Raw genomic sequence first — 21,467 nt, 5'->3', positions numbered from 1 at the left:
CTACCGGTTTCATTGAGGAAACCGTAGAGACATTCCGCTGCCTCTACGCTGAAGCGATGCACCTCCCATTGAGCACCGCCATTCTTCCCCGCCTCACGCAGGTCGACGAGGTCGGCTCAACCAACCAAGAGTTGATGGCACAGGCGGCACGCGGCGAAGCGCAACACCTCTCTGCCCTAGTGACGACAAATCAAACCGCGGGCCGCGGGCGCTTGGGGCGCGAGTGGATCGCGCCGCCAGATAGAACTTTCGCTGTCTCGGTGTTACTAGCACCGGCGAACGCATCAATCGAATCACTAGCCTGGATGCCGTTGATCGGCGGGCTGGCGATGGCCCGCGCCGTCCGTCGGTTGGTGAGCGATCGCGAGGTCACCCTCAAGTGGCCGAACGACGTGCACATCGAGGGGCTGAAAGTGGCCGGCCTCTTGTCAGAACTCGTGCCGAATGGTTCTGGCGTGATTGTGGGGGCAGGGTTAAACCTCACAATTAAGAGTGATGAGTTGCCCACATCCGTCTCGACATCGTTATTGCTCGAGGGGGTGACACCCGGCGTTGACCTAGCGCTCAGCAGCTATCTCACCGAGCTTACTGGCCTCTATGAGCAGTATCTGGGTGGTGCGTGCGATGCATCACGCAGCGGAATCGCGGATGCCGTCCGCGCAGAATGCGGAACAATCGGGCGTCGAGTCAGGGTGGAACTGCCCGGCGGAGGCACAATCTTTGGCACAGCCGAAACGGTCGATGACCGGGGTCAGCTCGTGGTGAGGGATGACGCGAACGGCAGCTTGCAGCACGTCGCGGCTGGCGACGTCACTCACCTGCGGTATGAATGACTCATGCCAAATGAGACTGTGAGTGTTCAACGCGAGGCGATTGTCGCCCGCGTTCGCTCCCACTCGCGCGCATTAATATTTCCCGGCATCGTTTTGATCGCGACGGCCGGCGCGCTCGGCTATTTTTCTGGCAGTTTTGCCGAGGACTGGCAAAACCTTGCCCTGCTGACCGCTGGGCTGTTGCTCATCGTCATTGCCTGGTTCTTGCCCTTCTTTGCTTGGCTGGCCCGAAACTACACAATTACTACCCGCCGCGTGGTGTTGTCCAGCGGCATCTTCGTCCGGGTGCGGCAAGAGTTGCTGCATAGTCGCGGCTATGACGTTACGGTGCGTCAAAACTGGGTGCAGCGGATGTTCGGCAGTGGTGATCTCCTGATCAACGCTGGCCACGACTACCCGGTCGTATTGCGAGACATCCCGTCGGTTTCGATCACTCAAGCAGCGCTGCATGACCTTATGGAGAACAACCAAAACGTCGTCTCGATGAGGCGGCAGCGCGATGAATCTCAAGCCTCAGACGAAACCACGGTGTGGGGCACTCGCTAGATGTGGCCCATCGCGCTACTTTCTGTTAACTCTGATCAGATAGGGTGCGAAACGTGAAGATCTCAGTTATCGGATGCGGCTACCTCGGTGCTGTTCATGCGTCCTCTCTCGCAAAACTTGGCCATGATGTTGTCGGTATTGATATCGATCAAGCCAAGATTGACCTACTCTCGTCTGCTCAAGCCCCGTTCTACGAGCCTGGATTGCCCGAGTTGTTGAGCGAGACCCTCACAGCGGGCACATTGACGTTCACCACAGATATGAGCCTCGCGCGGGGTGCGTCGGTGCACTTCATCGCGGTGGGAACTCCGCAGCAAGAGGATTCGAACGCGGTAGACCTGCGCGCGGTCGAGTCGGCCTTCGAGGGCATCGTTGCTCATCTTTCGCCCGGTGACGTCGTAGTGGGTAAATCGACCGTGCCGGTCGGCACTGCGGAACGGCTGGCCGAAGGCATCGAAGCCGTCGGAGCACACCTGGCGTGGAACCCTGAGTTTTTGCGCGAAGGCTACGCCGTAAAAGACACCATTAGTCCTGACCGCCTCGTTTACGGGGTGCGCCCCGGCGACGACCATTCAGTGGCGATGCTCGACAAGGTCTATGCCCGAGCGCTCGCTCACGACACTCCGCGAGTAATCACCGACTTCGCGACCTCAGAATTGGTCAAAGTTGCGGCCAACGCTTTTCTTGCCACCAAAATTTCGTTCATCAACGCGATGGCGGAAGTCGCCGAGGTCACAGGGGCAGACGTTACGCAACTTGCGGATGCCATCGGCTACGACGCACGGATTGGTCGCCGCTTTCTCAATGCTGGCCTCGGCTTTGGCGGCGGTTGCCTGCCCAAAGACATCCGTGGATTCATGGCGCGGGCGTCAGAACTTGGCGCCGGAGATGCGCTGAACTTCTTAGGCGAAGTGGATGCCATAAATTTGCGCCGCCGCGAGCGCATGGTTGACCTGTGTCGCGAAGTGCTCGGCGGAACAATCACCGGCGCCAAGATTGCGGTGTTAGGGCTCGCCTTCAAGCCCGATTCTGACGATGTGAGAGATTCCCCCGCTCTCGATGTCGCTGCGCGCCTTGCCGAATTGGGCGGGCACGTGCGTGCCACCGATCCGCAGGCGATCGAAACGTCGCGTCGCTTGCGCCCAGAACTTGATTATGTCGCGACAGTCGAAGAGGCGGCGCGCGACGCAGATGTTGTTCTGGTGCTGACAGAGTGGCGCGAGTATCGCGACATCAACCCGGTAGTCCTTAAATCAGTCGTTTCGGTGCGTGCGATCCTCGACGGTCGAAACTGCCTGAACCCGGTGCAGTGGCGTGAGGCCGGCTGGACGTACCGGGCGCTCGGGCGTCCCTAAGCTAACCTCGGCTGCGCTGGGTGTAGCGACGGGCATGCCGCGACTGGGGTTGAAGACCCACCACCGGTAGAGCGCAAAGCGAAAGAACGCACCAAGCGCGAGTCCGACGACGTTGGTGGCAATATTGTCGGCCAGTAGCGAGGTGTAGCCGAGAACGTAGTGCGAGATCCAGAGACACAGCACACCGATGCCCATTCCGGCAACGCTAACGAGGGCAAACTCGAGGCCTTCGCGCGTTGCACCTCTGCGCCCCGCTGTAGCGAAAGTCCAGCGTCGATTGCCAACCCAGTTTGCTCCGATAGCCAAAGTTGTCGAGATGATCTTGGCGAGCACCGGTCCCTCATGGAGCACGTCGGGTGAGAGAATTGTGAGCCGTAACAGGTTGAATACTGTGACATCGATCACGAGCCCGCCGAGCCCCACAACTCCGAAACGGAGAAACTGGCCGAGCAGCTTTCGCATGTGATCTCCGCAGTAGACGAGAATGGTCAGGGCGGTTGGAAGTCTAACCCGCCAAGCTAAGCCCGAAGCTGGGCATCATCTTAGACAGTGCAGGAGTCACTAGTGCCACCGATCGTGGGCGTAATTGGCGGAGGCCAGCTGGCCAGAATGATGATCCCGCGCGCAATCGAGCTCGGTATAGAGCTTCGCGTGCTAGCCGAGTCTGAAGGTATGTCTGCCTCACTGGCCGCAACCGCGGTCGGTGACTATACGGATGCTGCCGTCGTTCTCGAGTTTGCTCGCGGAGTCGACGTGATCACTTTCGACCATGAACATGTGCCTCAGAACGTGTTAGCTCAACTCATTGACGCCGGAGTTGCCGTGCATCCGGGCCCCGCACCTTTGGCAGTGGCGCAAGACAAAATTCTGATGCGCCAAGAACTTACCCGCCTCGGTCTGCCTGTTCCTGAGTGGGCGAGTGTCTCGACCGCCGCCGAACTCGATACTTTTCTTGCGGCCAATGGTGGCCGGGTGATCGTCAAGACTCCCCGCGGCGGCTATGACGGCAAGGGCGTGCGCGTCGTTTCCGCATCAAGCGACGTCGCCGACTGGTTTGAGGCCGGCGGCCCACTTCTCGCCGAGGAACTGGTGTCGTTTACCCGCGAACTGGCACAGCTTGCCGCCCGGAGTCCGAGTGGCGAAGTCGCGCTGTGGCCGCTAGTCGAGTCGATACAACAAGACGGAGTCTGCGCCGAAGTTATCGCCCCAGCCCCCTCGCTCACCGCTGCTCTCACGGACGCCGCCGCCACCATCGCGCGCACAGTCGCCGACGAGTTAGGGGTGACCGGCGTTCTCGCCGTCGAGCTTTTCGAAACCTCTGACGGCCGCCTACTCATCAATGAGCTCGCCATGCGCCCCCACAACAGCGGGCACTGGACAATGGATGGCGCCATCACGAGTCAATTCGAACAGCACTTGCGAGCCGTGCTCGATTTGCCCCTCGGTGCGACGGCAGCGCGCTCTCCGTGGACGGTCATGATCAACGTCCTCGGAGGACCAACGTCTGGCTCCATCGCCGACCGTTACCCCGCCGCCTTGGCCAATCAGCCGACCGCAAAATTTCACGAATATGGCAAAGCTCCGCGACCGGGGCGCAAGGTCGGTCACGTAAATGTGAGTGGTGCTGACCTCGACGACGTCGTGTACCGCGCGCGTGCCGCAGCAGCCATTTTAAAGGATTGAGACCTACCATGGGTTCCGTGACTCAACCGCAAGTAGCCGTCGTAATGGGATCAGACTCTGACTGGAACGTCATGGTCGAGGCATCCGCTGCCCTCAAGGATTTCGGAATCGCCCACGAAGTAAATGTTGTTTCGGCGCACCGCAGTGCCGAGAAGATGATCGCGTTCGGCAAAGAAGCGGCTGGCCGCGGCATTCGAGTCATCATTGCTGGTGCGGGTGGGGCAGCGCACCTTCCGGGAATGTTGGCGTCGGTAACGACCCTTCCCGTTATCGGTGTTCCTGTTCCGCTTTCTCGCCTAGATGGTATGGATTCGCTGTTGTCGATTGTGCAAATGCCCGCCGGCATCCCGGTGGCAACCGTCTCGATCGGTGGGGCCCGCAATGCGGGGATTCTGGCGGCTCGCATTCTGGGCTCTGGCGATGCTGAACTCACTCACAAACTTGCCGAATATGCCGCGCAACTCGAAGCGCTCGTTGATGACAAAAACGCCTCACTGAACGCGAGCCTGTGAGCGCTGCAAGTTCGCTCCGCCAGCCGGCCGATCGGTCACCGGAGACGATGACGAGGCGCGCGTGGTGGTTGCTTGGCCTCAACGTGCTCATACCGGGCTCTGCCCAACTGCTGGCGGGAAACCGAAAGCTTGGTCGTTTCGGGGTGGTCGCGAGCTTGCTCTTCGTGGCACTCGCCGTAATCGCAGTTATTCTCGCGTTCGCCGCTCCTGTTGCCCTGCTCACTGTCGGCAGCAGCACGATCGGGCTCTGGGCTATCGCACTAGTACTGGCCTTCTATGCGGTCTTGTGGCTCATTCTCACGGTCAACGCCTGGCGACTCGCTAATCTTGGGCGCGCGACACCTGCCGGTCGTTCAGTCGTTGCTGCCTTCAGCGCCATCGTTCTCGTCGTTGTCGCCGGTACCGCCGGTTACGGCGCCTACGTTGCGACAACCGCAAACTCCTTTCTCAGTGACGTTTTCATCGCGGCGCCCACGAAAGAACCCATCGACGGGCGCTACAACATCCTGCTGCTTGGTGGAGACGCTGGCGTGGATCGTGACGGACTGCGCCCTGACAGCATTAGCGTTGCCAGCATCGATGCCGACACCGGTGAAGCAGTACTTATCGGCTTGCCGCGCAACATGGAACTCACCCCGTTTGCGGCCGGATCACCGCTCGCCGACAAATATCCCGATGGCTACGGGGCGCGCGGCTGCGACGTCGATGTCTGCCTGCTCAATTCGATCTACACCGAAGTGAAACTCAACACCCCTGACCTGTATCCCGATGCAACCGCCAACGGCAGCTCACCGGGAATCGAGGCGATGCGCGATGCCGTTTCAGGGATCACGGGCCTCCAAATTCAGTATTACGCCCTCATCGACATGCAAGGATTCTCCGACTTGATTGATTCCCTCGGGGGAGTCAGTATCAATGTCGCAGAGCCGGTCCCTATTCATGCGGATGCCGAATTCACGATTGTGGCCGAATGGATCCCCGCCGGTGTGCAAGTCATGGACGGGTACCACGCGCTCTGGTACGCGCGCTCGCGGCACGCCACGACCGACTATGACCGAATGGAACGCCAGCGCCAACTGCAGCAAGCAGTCATCGAACAGTTCACTCCGTCGAACGTTCTCACCAAGGTGCAAGCCATCGCGGCCGCTAGCTCTAAAGTCGTGACGACGGACATCCCGCAAGGCAGTCTGCCGTACTTCGTGAACCTTGCGTCGAAGACTCGAGCGTTACCAATCGGCTCGCTAGAGTTAGTGCCGGAAAATGACGTTGTGCCGGAGTCCCCGGACTTCGAATACATTCGCCAACTAGTCGCGGCGGCGATTGTTCCTACTGTTATCGCCGACACAACCGAATAGCTCGCAGCTCTGTTCCCGACCCGGGAAAAGTCCTAAAGGTCTGCGTGAAGCTGCCACACTTTTTCGGCAGACATGCGCCAGTTGAAGGCGCGAGCGCGATCCTGGCCGGCATAGAACAGACGCTCGGCGAACACTGCGTCGCTGAGTACTCGTGCGATTCCTTCAGCGAGCGCTTCGCTGTAGCCCTCGGCCGGTTCACGCACTACGACGACTCCAGCGTCAGCGGCAAGTTCAAGCAGCGCTGGGGCGTCCGAGTGCACAACCGGAATGCCGAAAGAAAGGGCCTCAAGCACGGGCATTCCAAAACCAACATCGAGGTTCGGGTACACGAATGCGGCGGCATGATCGAACGCTACCGAGAGATCTTCGTTGCTGAGAGTGCCAAGGCAGCGAACCCGCTCGGGGCTGATTCCTTCAGCGGCGACAAACGCCGCTATAGTCTCGTCGTCCGGCTCTGGCCCAACTAACAGCAAAATTACGTCATCGTCGAGGTCGCGCAGAGCGCGGATGAGGTGATCGATTGCGCGATGAGGTTCAAGGCCGCCAATGGCGAGCAGGAAGCGCTCAGGCAGCGCGAGTTCTGCTGCACGTTCCTCAACGTTGTCTGGCACCCGCAGGCTCGTACTAGCGGCGCCGCTGATGACACGTACACGGTCGCCGAAATTCGCAATCCCGTCTAGCTGCTCAGCAACCGTGTGACTGGGAACGACAACGGCGTCTGCGTACTTCTCCGCCTTCTTCAGCATCGCGCGACTCCAGGCTGCCTGACGGCTGCCCAGAGAGTCAGGGCGAGTCCAAGCAATGGTGTCGTGCACCGTTACAACGATCTGATCGCCGCGATTCAGACGATCATGGCGACGAAGGGGAGCCAGAAGACTCGTCGCGTGCAGCATGCCAGTGCCCGGAACTTTAGTGAAACCGTGCTGCCACGATGCGCGAAGCTCGCGGCGGCTCAGGGCGCTCTTATGAAGCTTGGCCAAATTCGGTAAGCGATCGGCGATGAGTTCATACTCAGGCTCAGTCGATGCCGACACGAACCCTTCTACGAAACAGTTGTTGGGCGCGCTCGCAATGAGCCCTCTCGTCATTTCCTCAGAATATCGGGCGATGCTGCCGGGCGTCGGCGCGAGCATCTCATCGATGATGACGCGAAGAGTGGTCATTCTGCAGTCAATGCTCCTGAATTAAAGGCGGCTTGCAACGCCTGCTTCCAATCACGCATTGGTTCAATCCCCGAATCGAGCCACGCTTGGTGACCAAGGACAGAGAAGCTTGGTCGCGGCGCTGGCCGCTGGAAAGCTGAACTGTCGGTCGGCTTGACCCTATCAGGATCGAGTCCGGCACAAACGAATACGGCCTGTGCGAGATCGAACCATGTGGCGCGACCTGAGTTGGTGCCGTGGAAGATTCCTGCCGGGGTGCCAGCATCGACAAGAGCAACCAGTTGAGCTGCGAGATCACCGGTCCACGTGGGCTGCCCAGCCTGGTCGTTCACCACATCAAGGGTGTCCCGATTGGCAGCAAGCTTCAGCATCGTGCGCGGAAAATTCGAACCGTTCTTGCCATAGAGCCACGCGGTGCGAACAATTGCGGTGCGCCCGGGGTTGCGCTCGAGCACGAGCAGCTCTCCCGCCGCTTTCGTGCGGCCATAGGCCGATACCGGGTTACGGGGTGAATCCTCTGCGTACGGTTCTGTTGCCGTGCCATCAAAGACGTAATCCGTCGAGATCTGCACAAGGCGAGAGCCGTGCGCAGCCGCAGCGAGAGCCAAGTTGTGCGGGCCAACCGCATTGACGAGGTGGGCGTTCTCTTCGTCGGACTCTGCGTCATCCACTCGCGTGTAGGCGGATGCGTTGATGATGACGTCGAAGCCAGCCAGAACATCTAGGGCCGCTTGGCGGTCTGTGATGTCAAGTTCTTTGCGCGTGAGCGCGGTAGCGTCGCGACCGTTGAGGGCGTGCATTAGGTCGGTGCCGAGCATCCCCCCGGCGCCAACTACAGCAATACGGGTCACAGTGCGGCCTTGTCCTTGAGCGGCTCCCACCACTGGCGGTTGTCGCGGTACCACTGCACAACCTCAGCAAGCCCAGTCTCGAATGGTACTTGGGGCGCATAGCCGAGCTCAGAGCTGATCTTGGAGATGTCGACGCTGTAACGCAAGTCGTGACCGAGACGGTCTTCGACGCGGTCGACAGACGACCAGTCGGTACCCGTGTGGTCAAGGAGCATCTGAGTAAGTTCCTTGTTGGTGAGTTCGGTACCGCCGCCAATGTTGTAAATTTCGCCCGCGCGACCACCCGTTACGACGAGTGCGATTCCGCGGCAGTGATCGTCAACGTGCAGCCAGTCGCGAATGTTGTTGCCCTCGCCGTACAGCGGAACGTGCTTGCCGTCGATGAGGTTCGTTACGAACAGCGGGATCAGCTTCTCGGGGAAGTGGTAAGGCCCATAGTTGTTTGAACAGCGCGTGATCGACACGTTGAGGCCGTGGGTGCGAAAGTAGCTGCGCGCGAGCAAATCGCTGCCAGCCTTCGATGCGGAGTAGGGGGAGTTCGGCTCGAGTGGGCGCAGTTCGTCCCACGAACCTTCGGCGATCGAGCCGTAGACCTCATCGGTGGAGACATGCACGAAACGCGGCGTCTTGGCGCGCAGCGCGGCGTCGAGCAGGCGCTGGGTTCCGAGAACGTTGGTTTCAACAAATGCGCTCGCATCGCGTACCGAACGGTCGACGTGGGACTCTGCCGCGAAATGGACAATGGCATCGATATCGCCGAGTAACCCATCGAGAAGGTCGGCATCGCGGATATCGCCCTCAACGAACGAGTAGCGGGGGGAATCGGCGACGGGAGCGAGGTTCTCGAGGTTGCCCGAGTATGTCAACGCGTCAAGGACTACAACATCTGCTCCGGCAAGGCCGGGGTAGGCGTCTTCGATGGTGCGGCGAACAAAGTTTGAGCCGATAAAGCCGGCGCCGCCGGTCACGAGAAGTTTCATAGAGGATTCCTATCGGTGTTGGGTGCGGATTTTGCGGTGGGCACCACAACGATGGTGGCAGGAAATTCTGAGGCAAGCGTTCGCTTGAGTGCTTCCTGCAAGCTGTAGGTGGCGGTGTAGCCAGAGTCACGAAGTCGGTCCGTATTGACGGTAGTATCGGCGGCAAACTTGCGGATGCGCACCGCGCTGATCGGAAAAGTGCGTCGGGTGATCTTAGCCGCAGCATCGAAAACGTAGCCAGCAGCTATCCCCAGCGTCAGCGGAAGACGCAGGGTACTCGCTGCGTGCACATTCATTTCATTGCGCAGAATCGCGATGAGCTCGTTGGTGGACAGATCAGGTTTGTCAGCGAAGTTGCGAATTTCGACACCGCTGGGGGCGTCGACTCGACTCGCGATGTATCCAACGATGTTGCCAACGTACGCCATCGATTTCTTGTTCTCGCCCTTGCCCACCATGAGGAACCGGCCAGAAGAAACCTGCTTTGCCAAGTTGTAGACGTTGCCGCGGTTACCCTCGCCAAACACCACCGACGGTCGCACAATCGCAAGCGAACGGCCGGGATCCGCATGTGCCCATTCGCTGAAAACGCCTTCGGCTGCCAGCTTCGAGCGGCCATACTCGTTGAAGGGTTCAGGCACAGAATCCTCGGCTGCATTGTTCTTGTCAAGACCATAGAGGGCGACAGTGCTGGTAAAGATAATGCGCCGGATGCCGTTGGCTTCAGCAGCAGCTACGAGGGCGTGAGCGCCGCCGACGTTGACCTCCGTATAGAGGCTCAGTGGCGAGACATCGTCGCGGTGCTCTGCAGCTAGATTGATGATCGCATCGTGCCCGACGCTCGCTGCGGTTAGTTCTTCAGTAGATCGAATATCTCCAGCGACTGACTGGTCTGCGAATTTCGCGGAGATTTGGCGATCAAAGTTGGTGAATTGGTGGTTCTGCTCGTGCAAGGTTTCGAGAAGGCGGGTGCCAATAAAGCCGCTACCACCGACGACAAAAATCTTCATAGAACTACCTTCTCTTTTTGTGCCTGATTGCTCATTCACGTCGCTTTGTCTGCTCACCACACACCAGCAATGATCAATAGCGCGATTATCCATTGGTCTCTTGGGCGTCGCCTGAGTTGTGACGCACGGCGAGCTAGCGCGAATCGAGCGCGTATACTGCGCTGATCGACAAGTTCGCGCATGCGATGCAATTCAGAGCGGTGTGCTTCGTCAGCAACGCCCAGAGCGATGCGGACCAAAAGTCGAGCTTGGCCGCGATGCCACTGCTCACGCACAAGTGAGAGTCGCGAGAACGCGGAACGGGCGCCGACGTTGGCTCCCATTACGTTGGCATCGTGTTGTCGGTACTCGACTGTGGGCACGGCATCGATGTGCCATATCCAGCCATGGGCGCGTGCCAGCACGTACAACAACCAGTCGTGGTACTGCGGCGGCTTTGTCGCATCGGCGGAGTCGAGATAGCGGCGGGTGAGTTCCATAAGTCGATTCGACATGAGGAAGGTCGAGCCAGGGCCAGGACTCTCAAGCAAATAATCGAAACGGCGTTGCGGGAAGTCTTTCCTGATTAGGCTGCGCTCGCCATTGGCGGTGAAAGACGTCACGTTCGAGGAGACCCCGTCGGCGCCAAGGGCTGTACTCAAGCGCACATGCGAAGCGAGCTTCGCAGGAATCCAAATGTCATCTTGGTCGCAGAATGCGTAGTACTCGCGGTCGCGCGGCGCCAGCTGGACGAGGCGATAAAAGTTAGCGGCGGCACTACCCGAAGCTCCGTCGCTCGGGATGACTGTGAGCCGTGGTTCAGCGGTGGCCCGCTCGGTAAGCCACTCAGCGGTTCCGTCTGTAGAGATGTCATCGCGTGCAAAAATCTCAACCTCGACACCCTCTTGAGCAAGAACACTGTCCAGTTGTTCGGGAAGCCAGCGTCGGCCGTTGTGGGTCGCCAGAAGCACTGTGACGAGGGGGAGCACCCCGGGGGTGAGATCGGCAGGCATAACTCAACAATGATAGTTGGATTGGCGTTGCGCAATGCGGCCTCGTGTGCGCCGTAAGCTGGAACAATGAGCGCGCTCGAGCCTACCCCTCGCATTTCGGTGGCTCTGTGCACGCACAATGGTGCCCGCTACGTTGAAGAACAGCTCATCAGCATCCTTGAGCAAGTACCAGCCCCTCACCAACTTGTGGTGTCAGACGATGCCTCCAAAGATGACACGATCGCTCGCACCCGCGCGATTGCGGCCCGGTACCCGGCGGTAGAACTGACGGTGTTCGAAAACACACCGCCGCTGGGGGTAACTAAAAACTTCGAGCAAGCGATTCGCGCGTGCTCTGGCTCGCTGATTGCATTAAGCGATCAGGATGACGTCTGGCACCAAGGGCGACTCGCGTTGTTCGTGCAAGAGTTTGCTGCTCATCCGGCTGTTGCTCTCATCCACAGCGATGCGCGGCTCGTCGATAGTGAAGGCTCTCCTCTCGGGCACACGCTGTCGCGTGCGCTCGGCGTTAGCGCGCGAGAGGTGGCGAGCATCCGCTCAGGCCAGGCTTTCTCGGTCTTGCTGCGACGAAACCTCGTAACGGGAGCGTGCATGGTTTTTCGCCAGAGCTTGGTCGAGTTTGCTGCCCCATTCCCGTCGAGCTGGGTTCACGACGAATGGTTGGGAGTAATCGCGGCAGCGGTCGGGTCCACGGGGTTCATCGATCAGCCGACGATTGACTACCGCCAGCACGGCGCGAATCAGATCGGTGCAACGAAGTTGACGCTAGCGGGCAAGTTTGGGCGAATGATGGAGCCTCGCCGCACCCGCAACGCGCGGCTCGAAGCGAACATCACAGTGCTAGCCGACCGGCTGCAGCGACTCGGATCGCGCGTTAGTGATGACAAACTGAACCGTGTGCGCGCGAAGCTCGATCACGAGCACATGCGCAATGCTTTGCCCGAAGCACGGATGCGGCGCATTCCGGCTGTGGCACATGCGTTCTTCGCGGGGAACTACGGTCGATATTCACGGGGACCTCTCGACGCTATGCGCGACATCCTCCAGCCTGTTGACTGAAACCATGCCGTGCCACTAACGCAGACTTCGTTTTGCCGTCTATGTTGCACCACCCTTGGATGTCGGGAGAACAGCTGCCAAGGTGCGCCGGGTAAGATTCTGGGTGTGCAGATACGTGAACTCTCGGTGCCAGATTCCTACGAAATCACCCCTAAGCAATTCGCGGACGACCGCGGCGTCTTCTTAGAGTGGTACCGCTTCGACAAACTCGAAGAGGTGGTGGGGCACCCGCTCAACCTTCGACAGGCCAATACCTCGGTCTCGAAGCGCGGTGTTGTGCGGGGCATCCACTATGCGGATGTTCCTCCCGGGCAAGGCAAATATGTCACGGTCACGCATGGCCGCGGCATCGATTTCGTCGTCGACATCCGCGAGGGCTCGCCGACTTTCGGTCAGTGGGACTCGGTCATCCTTGACACTGTCGACCGCCGTGCCGTTTATGTCGCTGAGGGTCTCGGTCACGCGTTCATTGCGCTCACCGAAGATGCCACTCTCACCTACCTTGTGAGCGACGTGTATAAGCCAGGAGCCGAACACGACATCAATGTGCTCGACCCCGAGATCGGATTGGTTTTCCCGCCCGAGCTCGAGGAACTCGTTCTCTCACCCAAAGACAAGATCGCGCCCACCCTTGCCGAACGCCTCGCCGGTGGCTCGCTGCCGTCGTACGCTGTTGTCAAGGAGTACTACGAGGCGAACCGAAAGGAACGCAACTAATGCGCGGAATTATTTTGGCCGGTGGAAGCGGCACACGCTTGTGGCCGATTACCAAAGGCATCTCGAAGCAGCTCATGCCCATCTACGACAAGCCCATGGTCTACTACCCTCTGTCAACGCTCATGAGCGCGGGCATCCGGGAAATCTTAATCATTACGACTCCTGACGATCAAGCTCAGTTCCAGCGACTGCTGGGTGACGGCAGCGAACTAGGCATCGAACTGTCCTACGCCGTGCAGCCCTCGCCGGATGGTCTCGCTCAGGCGTTCATCATTGGCGAAGAGTTCATTGGCGACGAAAAGGTCGCGCTCGTCTTGGGCGACAACATCTTCCATGGCATGGGGCTTGGGTCGAACCTGCGCCAGCACAGTGACATCGACGGTTCGCTAATTTTCGCCTACCACGTGCGTAACCCGCGGGCCTACGGCGTTGTCGAGTTCGACGAGAACTTCATCGCGCAGTCGATTGAAGAGAAGCCGCTTGAACCCAAGAGCAACTACGCGGTTCCCGGCCTGTATTTTTATGACAACTCGGTTATCGAGATCGCCAAGTCGATCACTCCGAGTGCTCGTGGTGAACTCGAAATCTCGACCATTAATGAGCACTACCTCAGTCAGGGCAAGCTGCAGGTCAACGTGCTTGACCGTGGTACGGCCTGGCTCGACACCGGAACCTTCGAATCGATGGTCCAGGCCACTGAATTCGTGCGAGTGATCGAAGACCGCCAGGGCTACAAGATCGGCTGCATCGAAGAGATCGCGTGGCGCGCTGGCTGGATTTCGGATGACCAGCTCGCCGCCCTCGCTGCCCCTCTCGTCAAGAGCGGGTACGGCGTCTACCTTGAAGGACTGTTGGCGGCAGTGAAGTGACTCGAGTACTGATCATCACGGGTGACCCCATTGGTCCCCGGATGGCCGGGCCCGCGATTCGCTCGTGGAACATGGCTCTCGCGCTCGCCGACGCGGGCAACGAGGTCACGCTCATGACGACGACCAAGCTTCAGTCGGTGGATGCTCCCTTCGAACTCACGCTCGTCACACCGGGGGAGAACGACGCCTTCGCGAAGCTCGAACAGTGGTGCGACGTTGTGGTCTTCCAAGGCCACGCGATGCGCCAGTTCGAAGCATTGCGCATGACAGACAAGATCACGGTCGTTGATATTTACGACCCCATGCACCTTGAGATGCTCGAGCAGGGCCGCGAGCTCGCCCGGGCCACGTGGGAGCTGCGCGTGACGACCGCTACCGAGGTGCTCAACGAGCAACTCGCGCTCGGCGACTTCTTCATGTGCGCCTCTGAGCGACAGCGCCTCTTCTACTTTGGCCAAATGGCCGCACTGGGGCGCCTCAGCCCGACCACTTACGAAAACGACCCGCACCTCGAAGGCCTCCTCAGCGTCGTGCCGTTCGGGCTCGAAGGCACGCCTCCCGCCCATGAGCGCGACACCCTCAAGGGCGTCCTGCCGGGCATCAACCCTGACGACAAGCTCATGATCTGGGGCGGCGGCGTCTACAGCTGGTTCGACCCCAAGACTCTGATCCGCGCCGTCGCGAAACTCGCCGAAACCCGCGCTACGGCCAAGCTCTACTTTCTGGGCACCCGGCATCCGGGCGTCGACCAGATGGGAATCGTGCGTGAGTCGCATGACCTCGCCACCGAGCTCGGTGCGCTCAACGCGTCGGTGTTCTTCAACGAAGAGTGGGTCGACTACGCCGACCGTCAAAATTATCTGACCGAAGCGGATGCTGGCGTCAGCACCCACATGTCGCATATCGAGACGACGTTCTCGTTCCGCACGCGCATCCTCGACTACCTCTGGGCGGGCTTGCCCATGGTGGTTACTGAGGGCGACAGCTTTGCCGACCTCATTGAAGCCGAAGGACTCGGCCTCACCGTGCCTGCTCAGGATGCGGATGCTCTAGCCGCAGCCCTCGATCGGGTGCTGTACGACGACGACTTCACAGCCGAATGCAAACGCAACGTCGCTCGCGTTCGCGAAGACTTCTACTGGAAGCGCACTCTCGCGCCTTTGGTGAACTTTGTTGCTAACCCGCAGCACGCCGCTGACCACGCTGAAACGCGCCGTCGTGGGGTTGCGCTCGGGGGCAAAGCGCGCAAGCCCTACGGTCTGCGGCACGACATCCGGATGGCCTGGCATCACCTTCGACACACTGGAATTCGCCCGACTGCTGCTAAAGTTTTTGCACGTCTGCGTAGCTAAGTTTTGCTCACAGCACATTCACAGTTTGTTCACGTTAGCTTTGACCAATGTTGAATCGTCGGCGGTCCGCGCTGTCGCCCTCAGGCGGTCGAATCGGAGCATTCTTGGCACCTCTTTTGGTGTTCGCTGCGCTCGCTGCTTGGGCTCTTTCCTCGCCTGTCGGCTCCAGTCCTGACGACGACTTCCATTTGACCAGTATTTGGTGTGCGACGGGAGATTCTGAGTACTGCGCCCCTAGCGGAGATTCCGGAACCAGACTCGTCCCTCCGGCGATCGCCGACCCGGCCTGCTTCGCCTACGACGCTGAAAAGAGCGCTGGCTGCCAAAACCGTATCGATTTTGCTGCTGGAGCGACGCAAGAAACTGCACGTGGCAATTTCGCTGGCGGGTATCCCGTTGTCTACTACGGCGCGATGAGTGTATTCGTCGGCCCCGACGTGAACGCCGCCGTTCTCGTAATGCGTCTGGTCAATATTGCGCTCTTCGTCGGTCTGGGAATAGCGCTCTGCCTCTTACTGCCTGTCAACCGGCGTCAGATTGTGATCTGGCAGTGGGCGCTCACGACGGTTCCTCTCGGGCTATTCGTATTGTCATCGAACAATCCCAGTGCTTGGGCGATCATGGGCGTTGGCTACGGCTGGCTCGCCTTACTCGGATTTTATGAGTCACGAGGACGCAGGCGGGTTGCGCTCGGTGCGATTTTCCTCCTTTCTGCAGTTATGGCCTCAGGCTCACGCAGCGATGCCACTATTTATTTCGTTCTCGCTGTCTTCGCGGCAGGGATTCTCGCTTTCGAAAGTACGCAACGCTTTTGGCTGTCTTCGCTGCTTCCCGTCGCTAGTTTTTCGATTTGCGCGCTTCTTTTTCGTTCTTCGCGTTCTGTCGATGTAGTGACGAGCGGGCTAACCGAACAGCTCAGCTTCGGCGTTCTCATCCGCCGTTTCGTACTTAATCTCACGGAGGTGCCCTCACTCTGGACGGGAGTCTTTGGGCAATCCTGGGGCTTGGGATGGTTAGACACCTCGATGCCATCAATTGTGTGGGTGAGTGCGCTGGCGGCGCTAATCGGTGCGGGATTCGTTGCGGCGCGTGCGGCTTCTATTCGCAAAGTAGTTGTTGTGGCGTTGGGGGCTGCGGCGCTCGCTGCTGTGCCGGTGATGTTGCTTGTACTCGCGGGCAAAGACGTAGGCGAAGACTTTCAGCCGCGTTATCTCTTGCCACTCGTCGTAGTTTTTGTCGGCGCCGTGTTCTTTACCCCGCGCACACAGTCTGTCGAATTGTCGCGGACGCAAGTCTGGGTAATTGTTGCTGCCCTTTCAGGAGCACAGTTTGTTGCTCTGCACCTCAGTATTCGCCGCTACGTCACGGGAATTGATGCGTTGGGCCCTAATCTTGACGCGGGGCGTGAATGGTGGTGGTCGCTTCTGATCACTCCCAACATCGCGTGGATAGTCGGGTCGATGTGTTTCGCCGGAGCGCTGGCGCTGCTGCTGCCTGCACACCGCAAGACGGACCTCGCCCAGAGCGACGTTGCCGCGACGAACCAATCGGCTGAGCAACACGGCATTCGTGGGCTCTGAGATAGCCTGTAAGGATGGTACCCGGACGTTCTGAACCTATCGCTGCGTCGTCGCGAATCCGCTTTATTCGTCGTTTCGCGTCGTCTACCTAGCTCCGGTTCTGGCATTGATCGCCCTGTCGGCTTGGGCTTTCGCCTCGCCGATGGGCGCCGCGCCCGATGATGATTACCATTTGGTGAGCATCTGGTGCTCGACTGGAAACGGCTCCTTCTGCCAACCGGGTTCGGCAGACTCCACGAGGTTCGTGCCTGAGGCAGTGCTCCTATCGCCGTGCTTCGCCTTTTTCAGTACAGAGAGCGCTGCGTGCCAGAATACGCTCGATTTCGAGACAACTGAGCTCGTCGAAACCATGCGCGGCAATTTCGTCAATGCGTATCCGCCGCTTTATTACTCTGTAATGAGCATCTTCGTCAGTGATGATGCGCACTTCTCGGTAATGGCTATGCGGTTATTTAACGTGGTGCTTTTTGTCGCCCTAACCACCGCGCTCTACGTGCTCCTACCTGTCACGCGTCGACCGGCACTTGTATGGGGCTGGCTGATAACGACGATGCCACTGGGCGTTTTCCTGATTAGCTCGAATAACCCCAGCGGTTGGGCTGTTGTGGGAGTTGGATCGGCATGGCTAGCCTTGCTGAGCTTTTACGAAGCGCGAAACCAGACCGTGCGTTGGATCTCGGCTCTTCTCGTTGTCGTTGCTGTTCTGATGGCTGCCGGTTCTCGCGGGGATTCTGCCCTCTACGTGGTGGGAGCTCTCGGCGTCGCAGCTATTTTGGCGTTTGAGAACACGCGGCGGTTCTGGCTGCTTTCACTATTGCCACTGACAATGATTCTGATTTCAGCAGCCTTCTTCTTTTCAGCGCGCCAGACCTCCGCCGGGATCAACGGCTTTGGCGGACAAGAGGCTGGCCCCGCAGCGGAGCAGGCCGTCACCACATCTGACAGCTTGGCCGGTTTCGGCTTGCTTGCCTACAATCTCTTGAACGCTCCTTCGCTCTGGACGGGTGCCTTCGGCGGATGGGCGCTTGGCTGGTTTGACACTCCTATCCCGGCATCGGTCCTTTTTTTGGGAACTGCCGTCTTCGTCGGGGTTGGCTTTCTTGGGCTCGCTGTCTTGACGTGGCGCAAAGCATTCGTTGTTGCCTCGGTGGGCTTCGTACTCTGGGCTTTGCCCACGTACGTTCTCACTCAGGGAGGAGACAAAGTGGGGGAGCAAGTTCAACCGCGCTACATTTTGCCGCTCCTTGTATTGTTAGGCGGTCTCTTGGTGGTGCAGGTGGGTCGCAAGAAGTTCTCCCTTGGTCGCATTCAGTCCACTGCCGTCGTGATCGCGCTTAGTGCAGCGAATCTCGTGGCACTCCACATGAACATGCGCCGCTACATCACGGGCAACGACGTCCCAGGATGGAACCTCAATGCCGGCGTTGAGTGGTTTTGGTCTGGAGCGCCCGCGCCCATGGTTGTGTGGGCGGTCGGTTCCCTTGCCTTTGCAGGACTGGTCACTATTTTGGCGCGCGAGATGACGATTATTGGCGCGGTTGCATCCGATGTTGACGACGATGAGAAAGCGCTTCACCCAGTTTCTGCCTAACTCGGTCGCGCTCAAGGGGGCACGTTGCGCGCCCAGTTTTGCTGAACCCGAACGGCAATTCGGGAGCATTAGTGCCCTGACCGTCAGAATCGTCTCCTCAGCGATTTTCGTTGTGTCAAACTTGACACTATGGGTCGAACTTGGGTTGTTGTACCGATGTACAACGAGGGCAGCATGATCGGGACTGTCATTGAGGAACTCAAGCATTCGTTCCCTCACATTGTGTGTGTCGATGACGGCTCGTCAGACGACTCCGCGGCTGTCGCGCAAGCCGCCGGCGCAACGGTGGTCGTTCATCCGATTAATTTGGGCCAGGGCGCGAGTCTGCAAACCGGCTTTGAGTTTGCGCTATTAGACCCCAAGATGACCGAGGTTGTTACCTTCGATGCCGACGGTCAGCACCAGGTTGCCGACGCCATACAGATGGTTGCCAAACTTCGCAACAGCGATCTCGATGTTGTTATCGGCTCGCGCTTCTTGGATAACCGCACGTCGATGGGAAAGGCTAAACGTCTCGTGCTTCGAACGGCAGCTGCTTACACCAGGGCGACGACGGGTATGGCGCTGACTGACGCTACAACGGATTGAGAGCAATTGGACGCGACTTGCTCTCGCATATTCGTCTCGAACAAAATCGCATGGCACACGCCTCTGAGCTGGTCGACCAGATCAGCGCCTCACGAGCCAGATGGGCAGAATTTCCCACACACATCGTTTACACCGAATACTCCAAGAAGAAGGGGCAATCCCTTCTCAATGCAGTCAATATCCTCGTAGAAATAGTCTTTAGGTAATCCCATGATGATCATTTTTCAGATAAGTGCTGCAGTAGTTATTCTCATCGCCGGCTATTTCATGCTTCGCGGTGGGGGAGCGCGGCATCAGGCGATGCAACGCATCCTGATGCTGTTGTTCATGGTCGCGGCGGTATCCTCTGTCTTCTTGCCGGGCCTATGGACGTATGCGGCCAACTTGGTGGGAGTTGGTCGAGGTGCTGACCTGCTGCTGTATATCACTGTGCTGGTTTTCCTTGGCTTTGTTGCGACCTCGTACCGCCGATTCCGTCGGACGGAAAAAGACATCACCGAGCTGGCACGCAAGGTTGCGTTGCTTTCGGCCCAAAGCCCGGATGCCGTTCACGAGACGACGGCGGCCGACGACGGTCGGTAGTGCTCACCACCCGCCGAGACAGCAGTCTGCGACTGTGGGGTGCACCCGTCGACGACGGCGGCCCTTGGCTCGTCAGTGACGCTGAAGGCTCTGTACCGACATTAATGGTGCGGGTCGCCCGCTGATGCAACGAGGCAACGTTTTGAGCTACTCGGCGGGTATTTCAACCAATTGCTCCGGACCGACTTCACGATATTTTGCATCGGTTACGGGGCAGACCCATTCGCCGGTTGCTGTCTCTGTGAGCGGGTGTCCGGCTGCGCCTACCCAACCAACGCGCTTAGCGGGACTGCCGACAACCAAGGCAAAATCAGGCACGTTCTTAACGACGACTGAACCAGCGCCCACAAGAGCCCAACGCCCGATAACTAACGGTGCGATGCAGGTCGCGCTAGCGCCGATTGACGCTCCTTCACGTATATCGACCCCTACTGGGTGCCAATCGTCTGCTGATTTTGATGTGCCATCAGCATTGATTGCGCGAGGGAAGTGATCGTTTGTGAGCACGACGGCCGGCCCGACAAAGACGCCGGCGGCGAGTTTGGCGGGCTCGTACACCAGGGCATAATTCTGAATCTTGCAGTTCGGTCCGACTTCGACGCCGGTGCCGACATAGGCGCCGCGGCCAACGATGCAGTTCTCGCCGAGAGAGGCGTCTTCGCGCACTTGCGCGTAATGCCAGACCTTCGACCCCTCTGAGATAAGAGCGCTATCGGCAACGTCTGCTGTGTCGTGAACAAAGCCGCGGGGTGCAGTCATGAGACTCCTAAAAGAATGAATTGACAACAAAGGTTTAACGCTTTAAATCCTACCTTCCTGCTGATCCGTAATTCTGGCGAATGCGAGACTCACTCGTAGACTGGGGTTATGAGAGTTATGGTCACCGGCGGCGCAGGCTACATCGGAGCACACACTTCCCGACTCTTGGTCGAACGCGGAGATTACGTTCTGGTAGTTGATGACCTCGTGACCGGTTCGCGTGATCGCATTCCGGAGCTGCCCCTCGTCTCGGTCAATATCGCGAATGGCTCCGCTGGGCAGCTAGAGAGTCTCATGCGCGAACACCGCATTGATTCCGTCATCCATTTTGCTGGTAAAAAGCAAGTTGCTGAGTCTGTAGAGAAACCCGCGTGGTATTACGAGCAGAACGTCGGAAGCGTGGCGCAACTGCTACTTGCCATGGAAGCGGCGCACGTGAGCAATCTAGTCTTCTCATCGTCTGCCGCGGTGTATGGCGAGGCCTCAGGAGCAATCGCTGAAGATGCCCCCACTTACCCCATTAATCCTTACGGGGCGACAAAACTCGTCGGCGAGCAGCTCGTCGCAGCATCGGCCAATGCTTGGCCGTTGCGGGCGGCGAGCCTCCGGTATTTCAATGTCGGAGGGGCAGGAAGCCCTGAGCTGGGAGACACTCAAGCGCTGAATCTCATCCCGATCTGCTTCGAACAGATAGCGGCTAACAAAGCGCCCCTTATCTTCGGCGATGACTATGACACTCTCGACGGCACGTGCGTACGGGACTACGTTCACGTCAGCGACGTAGCTGAAGCCCACTTGGCCGTGCTTGACGCGTTGCCCAAGGAGCCAGGCAACACGGTGCTAAACATCGGAACAGGGATCGGCACATCGGTTCGAGAGATGGTCGACTCTATTCTTCATGTGAGTGGAAGTGCTCTTGAACCATTAGTGCTTGAACGCCGCTCGGGGGACCCAGCAGCCGTTGTCGGCGGCGTGGAGAGCATTCGTGAACTGACCGGTTGGAGCGCGCGCTACACGGTCAGCGACATTGTGAAATCTGCGTGGGAATCCCGTCAGTACTTTGAGCGAGTCTCTGCCCAGATATAACGCG

The 21,467-nt window shown here is 59.0% G+C and carries 22 protein-coding genes; 15 read left to right on the top strand and 7 right to left on the bottom strand.

From position 1 onward, the window contains the following. The first annotated feature begins 56 nt into the window (after nt 1-56). The 3 genes from ON14_RS04605 to ON14_RS04595 are packed head-to-tail and all read left to right on the top strand — an operon-like array spanning nt 57 to nt 2,734. The gene (locus tag ON14_RS04605) at nt 57-833 is read left to right on the top strand and encodes a biotin--[acetyl-CoA-carboxylase] ligase (RefSeq protein WP_026037530.1); all 777 of its coding nucleotides are present in this window, start codon (nt 57-59) and stop codon (nt 831-833) included. Between the two features lie 3 nt (nt 834-836). Then, nucleotides 837-1,379, top strand: a complete 543-nt coding sequence (locus ON14_RS04600; RefSeq protein ID WP_010203486.1) for a PH domain-containing protein — start codon at nt 837-839, stop codon at nt 1,377-1,379. A 53-nt stretch (nt 1,380-1,432) separates the two neighbouring features. After that, nucleotides 1,433-2,734: a UDP-glucose dehydrogenase family protein gene (locus tag ON14_RS04595; protein WP_010203485.1), complete on the top strand. Its 1,302-nt coding sequence runs from the start codon at nt 1,433-1,435 to the stop codon at nt 2,732-2,734. Here the strand turns inward: ON14_RS04595 and ON14_RS04590 are convergent. After that, complete coding sequence (locus ON14_RS04590) at nt 2,633-3,196, bottom strand: GtrA family protein (protein WP_010203484.1); 564 nt, start codon at nt 3,194-3,196, stop codon at nt 2,633-2,635. The genes ON14_RS04595 and ON14_RS04590 overlap by 102 nt on opposite strands. Before the next feature lie 102 nt (nt 3,197-3,298). On the opposite strand from ON14_RS04590, the gene ON14_RS04585 reads away from it, so the two are divergent. From ON14_RS04585 to ON14_RS04575, 3 genes are read left to right on the top strand one after another with little or no spacing between them, the layout of a single operon-like run. Next, on the top strand, nt 3,299-4,417 hold the full coding sequence (locus ON14_RS04585; RefSeq protein WP_010203482.1) for a 5-(carboxyamino)imidazole ribonucleotide synthase: 1,119 nt from the start codon (nt 3,299-3,301) through the stop codon (nt 4,415-4,417). An 8-nt stretch (nt 4,418-4,425) separates the two neighbouring features. After that, nucleotides 4,426-4,929 carry a 5-(carboxyamino)imidazole ribonucleotide mutase gene (gene purE / locus ON14_RS04580; RefSeq protein WP_010203480.1) on the top strand — a complete coding sequence of 168 codons (504 nt, stop codon included), beginning with the start codon at nt 4,426-4,428 and terminating at the stop codon, nt 4,927-4,929. A 47-nt stretch (nt 4,930-4,976) separates the two neighbouring features. Beyond that, entirely contained in the window at nt 4,977-6,284 is a 1,308-nt protein-coding gene (locus tag ON14_RS04575; RefSeq protein ID WP_010203479.1) for an LCP family protein, read from the top strand. 32 nt (nt 6,285-6,316) lie between these two features. On the opposite strand, the gene ON14_RS04570 is transcribed toward ON14_RS04575, so the two are convergent. From ON14_RS04570 to ON14_RS04550, 5 genes are read right to left on the bottom strand one after another with little or no spacing between them, the layout of a single operon-like run. Further along, complete coding sequence (locus tag ON14_RS04570) at nt 6,317-7,447, bottom strand: glycosyltransferase family 4 protein (protein WP_010203478.1); 1,131 nt, start codon at nt 7,445-7,447, stop codon at nt 6,317-6,319. Continuing rightward, nucleotides 7,444-8,298 carry a dTDP-4-dehydrorhamnose reductase gene (gene rfbD, locus ON14_RS04565; RefSeq protein WP_010203476.1) on the bottom strand — a complete coding sequence of 285 codons (855 nt, stop codon included), beginning with the start codon at nt 8,296-8,298 and terminating at the stop codon, nt 7,444-7,446. Before rfbD ends, ON14_RS04570 begins: the two co-directional genes overlap by 4 nt. Further along, nucleotides 8,295-9,278: a dTDP-glucose 4,6-dehydratase gene (gene rfbB, locus ON14_RS04560; RefSeq protein ID WP_010203474.1), complete on the bottom strand. Its 984-nt coding sequence runs from the start codon at nt 9,276-9,278 to the stop codon at nt 8,295-8,297. Before rfbB ends, rfbD begins: the two co-directional genes overlap by 4 nt. Next, a complete protein-coding gene (locus ON14_RS04555; protein WP_010203473.1) occupies nt 9,275-10,288 on the bottom strand; it encodes an NAD-dependent epimerase/dehydratase family protein in 1,014 nt (337 codons plus the stop codon). Before ON14_RS04555 ends, rfbB begins: the two co-directional genes overlap by 4 nt. A 53-nt stretch (nt 10,289-10,341) precedes the next feature. Further along, nucleotides 10,342-11,280 (bottom strand): glycosyltransferase family 2 protein, encoded by a 939-nt coding sequence (locus ON14_RS04550; RefSeq protein ID WP_010203472.1) that lies wholly within the window; start codon nt 11,278-11,280, stop codon nt 10,342-10,344. 66 nt (nt 11,281-11,346) lie between these two features. On the opposite strand from ON14_RS04550, the gene ON14_RS04545 reads away from it, so the two are divergent. The 8 genes from ON14_RS04545 (at nt 11,347) to ON14_RS04510 (ending at nt 19,618) form a co-directional block, all read left to right on the top strand. Beyond that, nucleotides 11,347-12,339, top strand: coding sequence for a glycosyltransferase family 2 protein (locus ON14_RS04545; RefSeq protein ID WP_010203471.1), 993 nt, complete (start codon nt 11,347-11,349; stop codon nt 12,337-12,339). Nucleotides 12,340-12,444: 105 nt separating this feature from the next. Further along, on the top strand, nt 12,445-13,056 hold the full coding sequence (locus tag ON14_RS04540; RefSeq protein ID WP_010203470.1) for a dTDP-4-dehydrorhamnose 3,5-epimerase family protein: 612 nt from the start codon (nt 12,445-12,447) through the stop codon (nt 13,054-13,056). After that, nucleotides 13,056-13,925 (top strand): glucose-1-phosphate thymidylyltransferase RfbA, encoded by an 870-nt coding sequence (gene rfbA, locus ON14_RS04535; protein ID WP_010203469.1) that lies wholly within the window; start codon nt 13,056-13,058, stop codon nt 13,923-13,925. Before ON14_RS04540 ends, rfbA begins: the two co-directional genes overlap by 1 nt. After that, nucleotides 13,922-15,277, top strand: a complete 1,356-nt coding sequence (locus tag ON14_RS04530; RefSeq protein WP_010203468.1) for a glycosyltransferase — start codon at nt 13,922-13,924, stop codon at nt 15,275-15,277. Before rfbA ends, ON14_RS04530 begins: the two co-directional genes overlap by 4 nt. A gap of 47 nt (nt 15,278-15,324) precedes the next feature. Then, complete coding sequence (locus ON14_RS04525; protein WP_026037528.1) at nt 15,325-16,857, top strand: DUF2142 domain-containing protein; 1,533 nt, start codon at nt 15,325-15,327, stop codon at nt 16,855-16,857. Nucleotides 16,858-16,963: 106 nt separating this feature from the next. Continuing rightward, nucleotides 16,964-18,448 carry a DUF2142 domain-containing protein gene (locus ON14_RS04520; protein ID WP_158000072.1) on the top strand — a complete coding sequence of 495 codons (1,485 nt, stop codon included), beginning with the start codon at nt 16,964-16,966 and terminating at the stop codon, nt 18,446-18,448. Between the two features lie 129 nt (nt 18,449-18,577). After that, nucleotides 18,578-19,036 carry a glycosyltransferase family 2 protein gene (locus ON14_RS04515; protein ID WP_337459750.1) on the top strand — a complete coding sequence of 153 codons (459 nt, stop codon included), beginning with the start codon at nt 18,578-18,580 and terminating at the stop codon, nt 19,034-19,036. A 210-nt stretch (nt 19,037-19,246) separates the two neighbouring features. Then, nucleotides 19,247-19,618 carry a DUF2304 domain-containing protein gene (locus ON14_RS04510; RefSeq protein WP_010203462.1) on the top strand — a complete coding sequence of 124 codons (372 nt, stop codon included), beginning with the start codon at nt 19,247-19,249 and terminating at the stop codon, nt 19,616-19,618. 147 nt (nt 19,619-19,765) lie between these two features. Here the strand turns inward: ON14_RS04510 and ON14_RS04505 are convergent, their stop codons facing one another. Beyond that, complete coding sequence (locus ON14_RS04505; protein WP_010203460.1) at nt 19,766-20,377, bottom strand: N-acetyltransferase; 612 nt, start codon at nt 20,375-20,377, stop codon at nt 19,766-19,768. Nucleotides 20,378-20,485: 108 nt separating this feature from the next. Between ON14_RS04505 and galE the strand changes: the two genes are divergently transcribed. Further along, complete coding sequence (gene galE / locus ON14_RS04500; protein ID WP_026037527.1) at nt 20,486-21,463, top strand: UDP-glucose 4-epimerase GalE; 978 nt, start codon at nt 20,486-20,488, stop codon at nt 21,461-21,463. Nucleotides 21,464-21,467: the final 4 nt, after the last annotated feature.

Origin of the sequence: Salinibacterium sp. PAMC 21357 (assembly GCF_000247645.1) — a bacterium.
Taxonomy (GTDB): domain Bacteria; phylum Actinomycetota; class Actinomycetes; order Actinomycetales; family Microbacteriaceae; genus Rhodoglobus.
Note: the sequence above shows the minus strand (reverse complement) of the source record. Positions and strands in the feature narration are given on the sequence as shown.

What these genes read in the sequence shown, in the direction of transcription:
- ON14_RS04605 (WP_026037530.1), top strand. Translation starts at nt 57, where the DNA reads ATGCACCTCCCATTGAGCACCGCCATTCTTCCCCGCCTCACGCAGGTC.
- ON14_RS04600 (WP_010203486.1), top strand. Translation starts at nt 837, where the DNA reads ATGCCAAATGAGACTGTGAGTGTTCAACGCGAGGCGATTGTCGCCCGC.
- ON14_RS04590 (WP_010203484.1), bottom strand. Translation starts at nt 3,196, where the DNA reads ATGCGAAAGCTGCTCGGCCAGTTTCTCCGTTTCGGAGTTGTGGGGCTC.
- purE (WP_010203480.1), top strand. Translation starts at nt 4,426, where the DNA reads ATGGGTTCCGTGACTCAACCGCAAGTAGCCGTCGTAATGGGATCAGAC.
- ON14_RS04575 (WP_010203479.1), top strand. Translation starts at nt 4,977, where the DNA reads ATGACGAGGCGCGCGTGGTGGTTGCTTGGCCTCAACGTGCTCATACCG.
- ON14_RS04570 (WP_010203478.1), bottom strand. Translation starts at nt 7,447, where the DNA reads ATGACCACTCTTCGCGTCATCATCGATGAGATGCTCGCGCCGACGCCC.
- rfbB (WP_010203474.1), bottom strand. Translation starts at nt 9,278, where the DNA reads ATGAAACTTCTCGTGACCGGCGGCGCCGGCTTTATCGGCTCAAACTTT.
- ON14_RS04555 (WP_010203473.1), bottom strand. Translation starts at nt 10,288, where the DNA reads ATGAAGATTTTTGTCGTCGGTGGTAGCGGCTTTATTGGCACCCGCCTT.
- ON14_RS04550 (WP_010203472.1), bottom strand. Translation starts at nt 11,280, where the DNA reads ATGCCTGCCGATCTCACCCCCGGGGTGCTCCCCCTCGTCACAGTGCTT.
- ON14_RS04545 (WP_010203471.1), top strand. Translation starts at nt 11,347, where the DNA reads ATGAGCGCGCTCGAGCCTACCCCTCGCATTTCGGTGGCTCTGTGCACG.
- rfbA (WP_010203469.1), top strand. Translation starts at nt 13,056, where the DNA reads ATGCGCGGAATTATTTTGGCCGGTGGAAGCGGCACACGCTTGTGGCCG.
- ON14_RS04525 (WP_026037528.1), top strand. Translation starts at nt 15,325, where the DNA reads ATGTTGAATCGTCGGCGGTCCGCGCTGTCGCCCTCAGGCGGTCGAATC.
- ON14_RS04515 (WP_337459750.1), top strand. Translation starts at nt 18,578, where the DNA reads ATGGGTCGAACTTGGGTTGTTGTACCGATGTACAACGAGGGCAGCATG.
- ON14_RS04510 (WP_010203462.1), top strand. Translation starts at nt 19,247, where the DNA reads ATGATGATCATTTTTCAGATAAGTGCTGCAGTAGTTATTCTCATCGCC.
- ON14_RS04505 (WP_010203460.1), bottom strand. Translation starts at nt 20,377, where the DNA reads ATGACTGCACCCCGCGGCTTTGTTCACGACACAGCAGACGTTGCCGAT.
- galE (WP_026037527.1), top strand. Translation starts at nt 20,486, where the DNA reads ATGAGAGTTATGGTCACCGGCGGCGCAGGCTACATCGGAGCACACACT.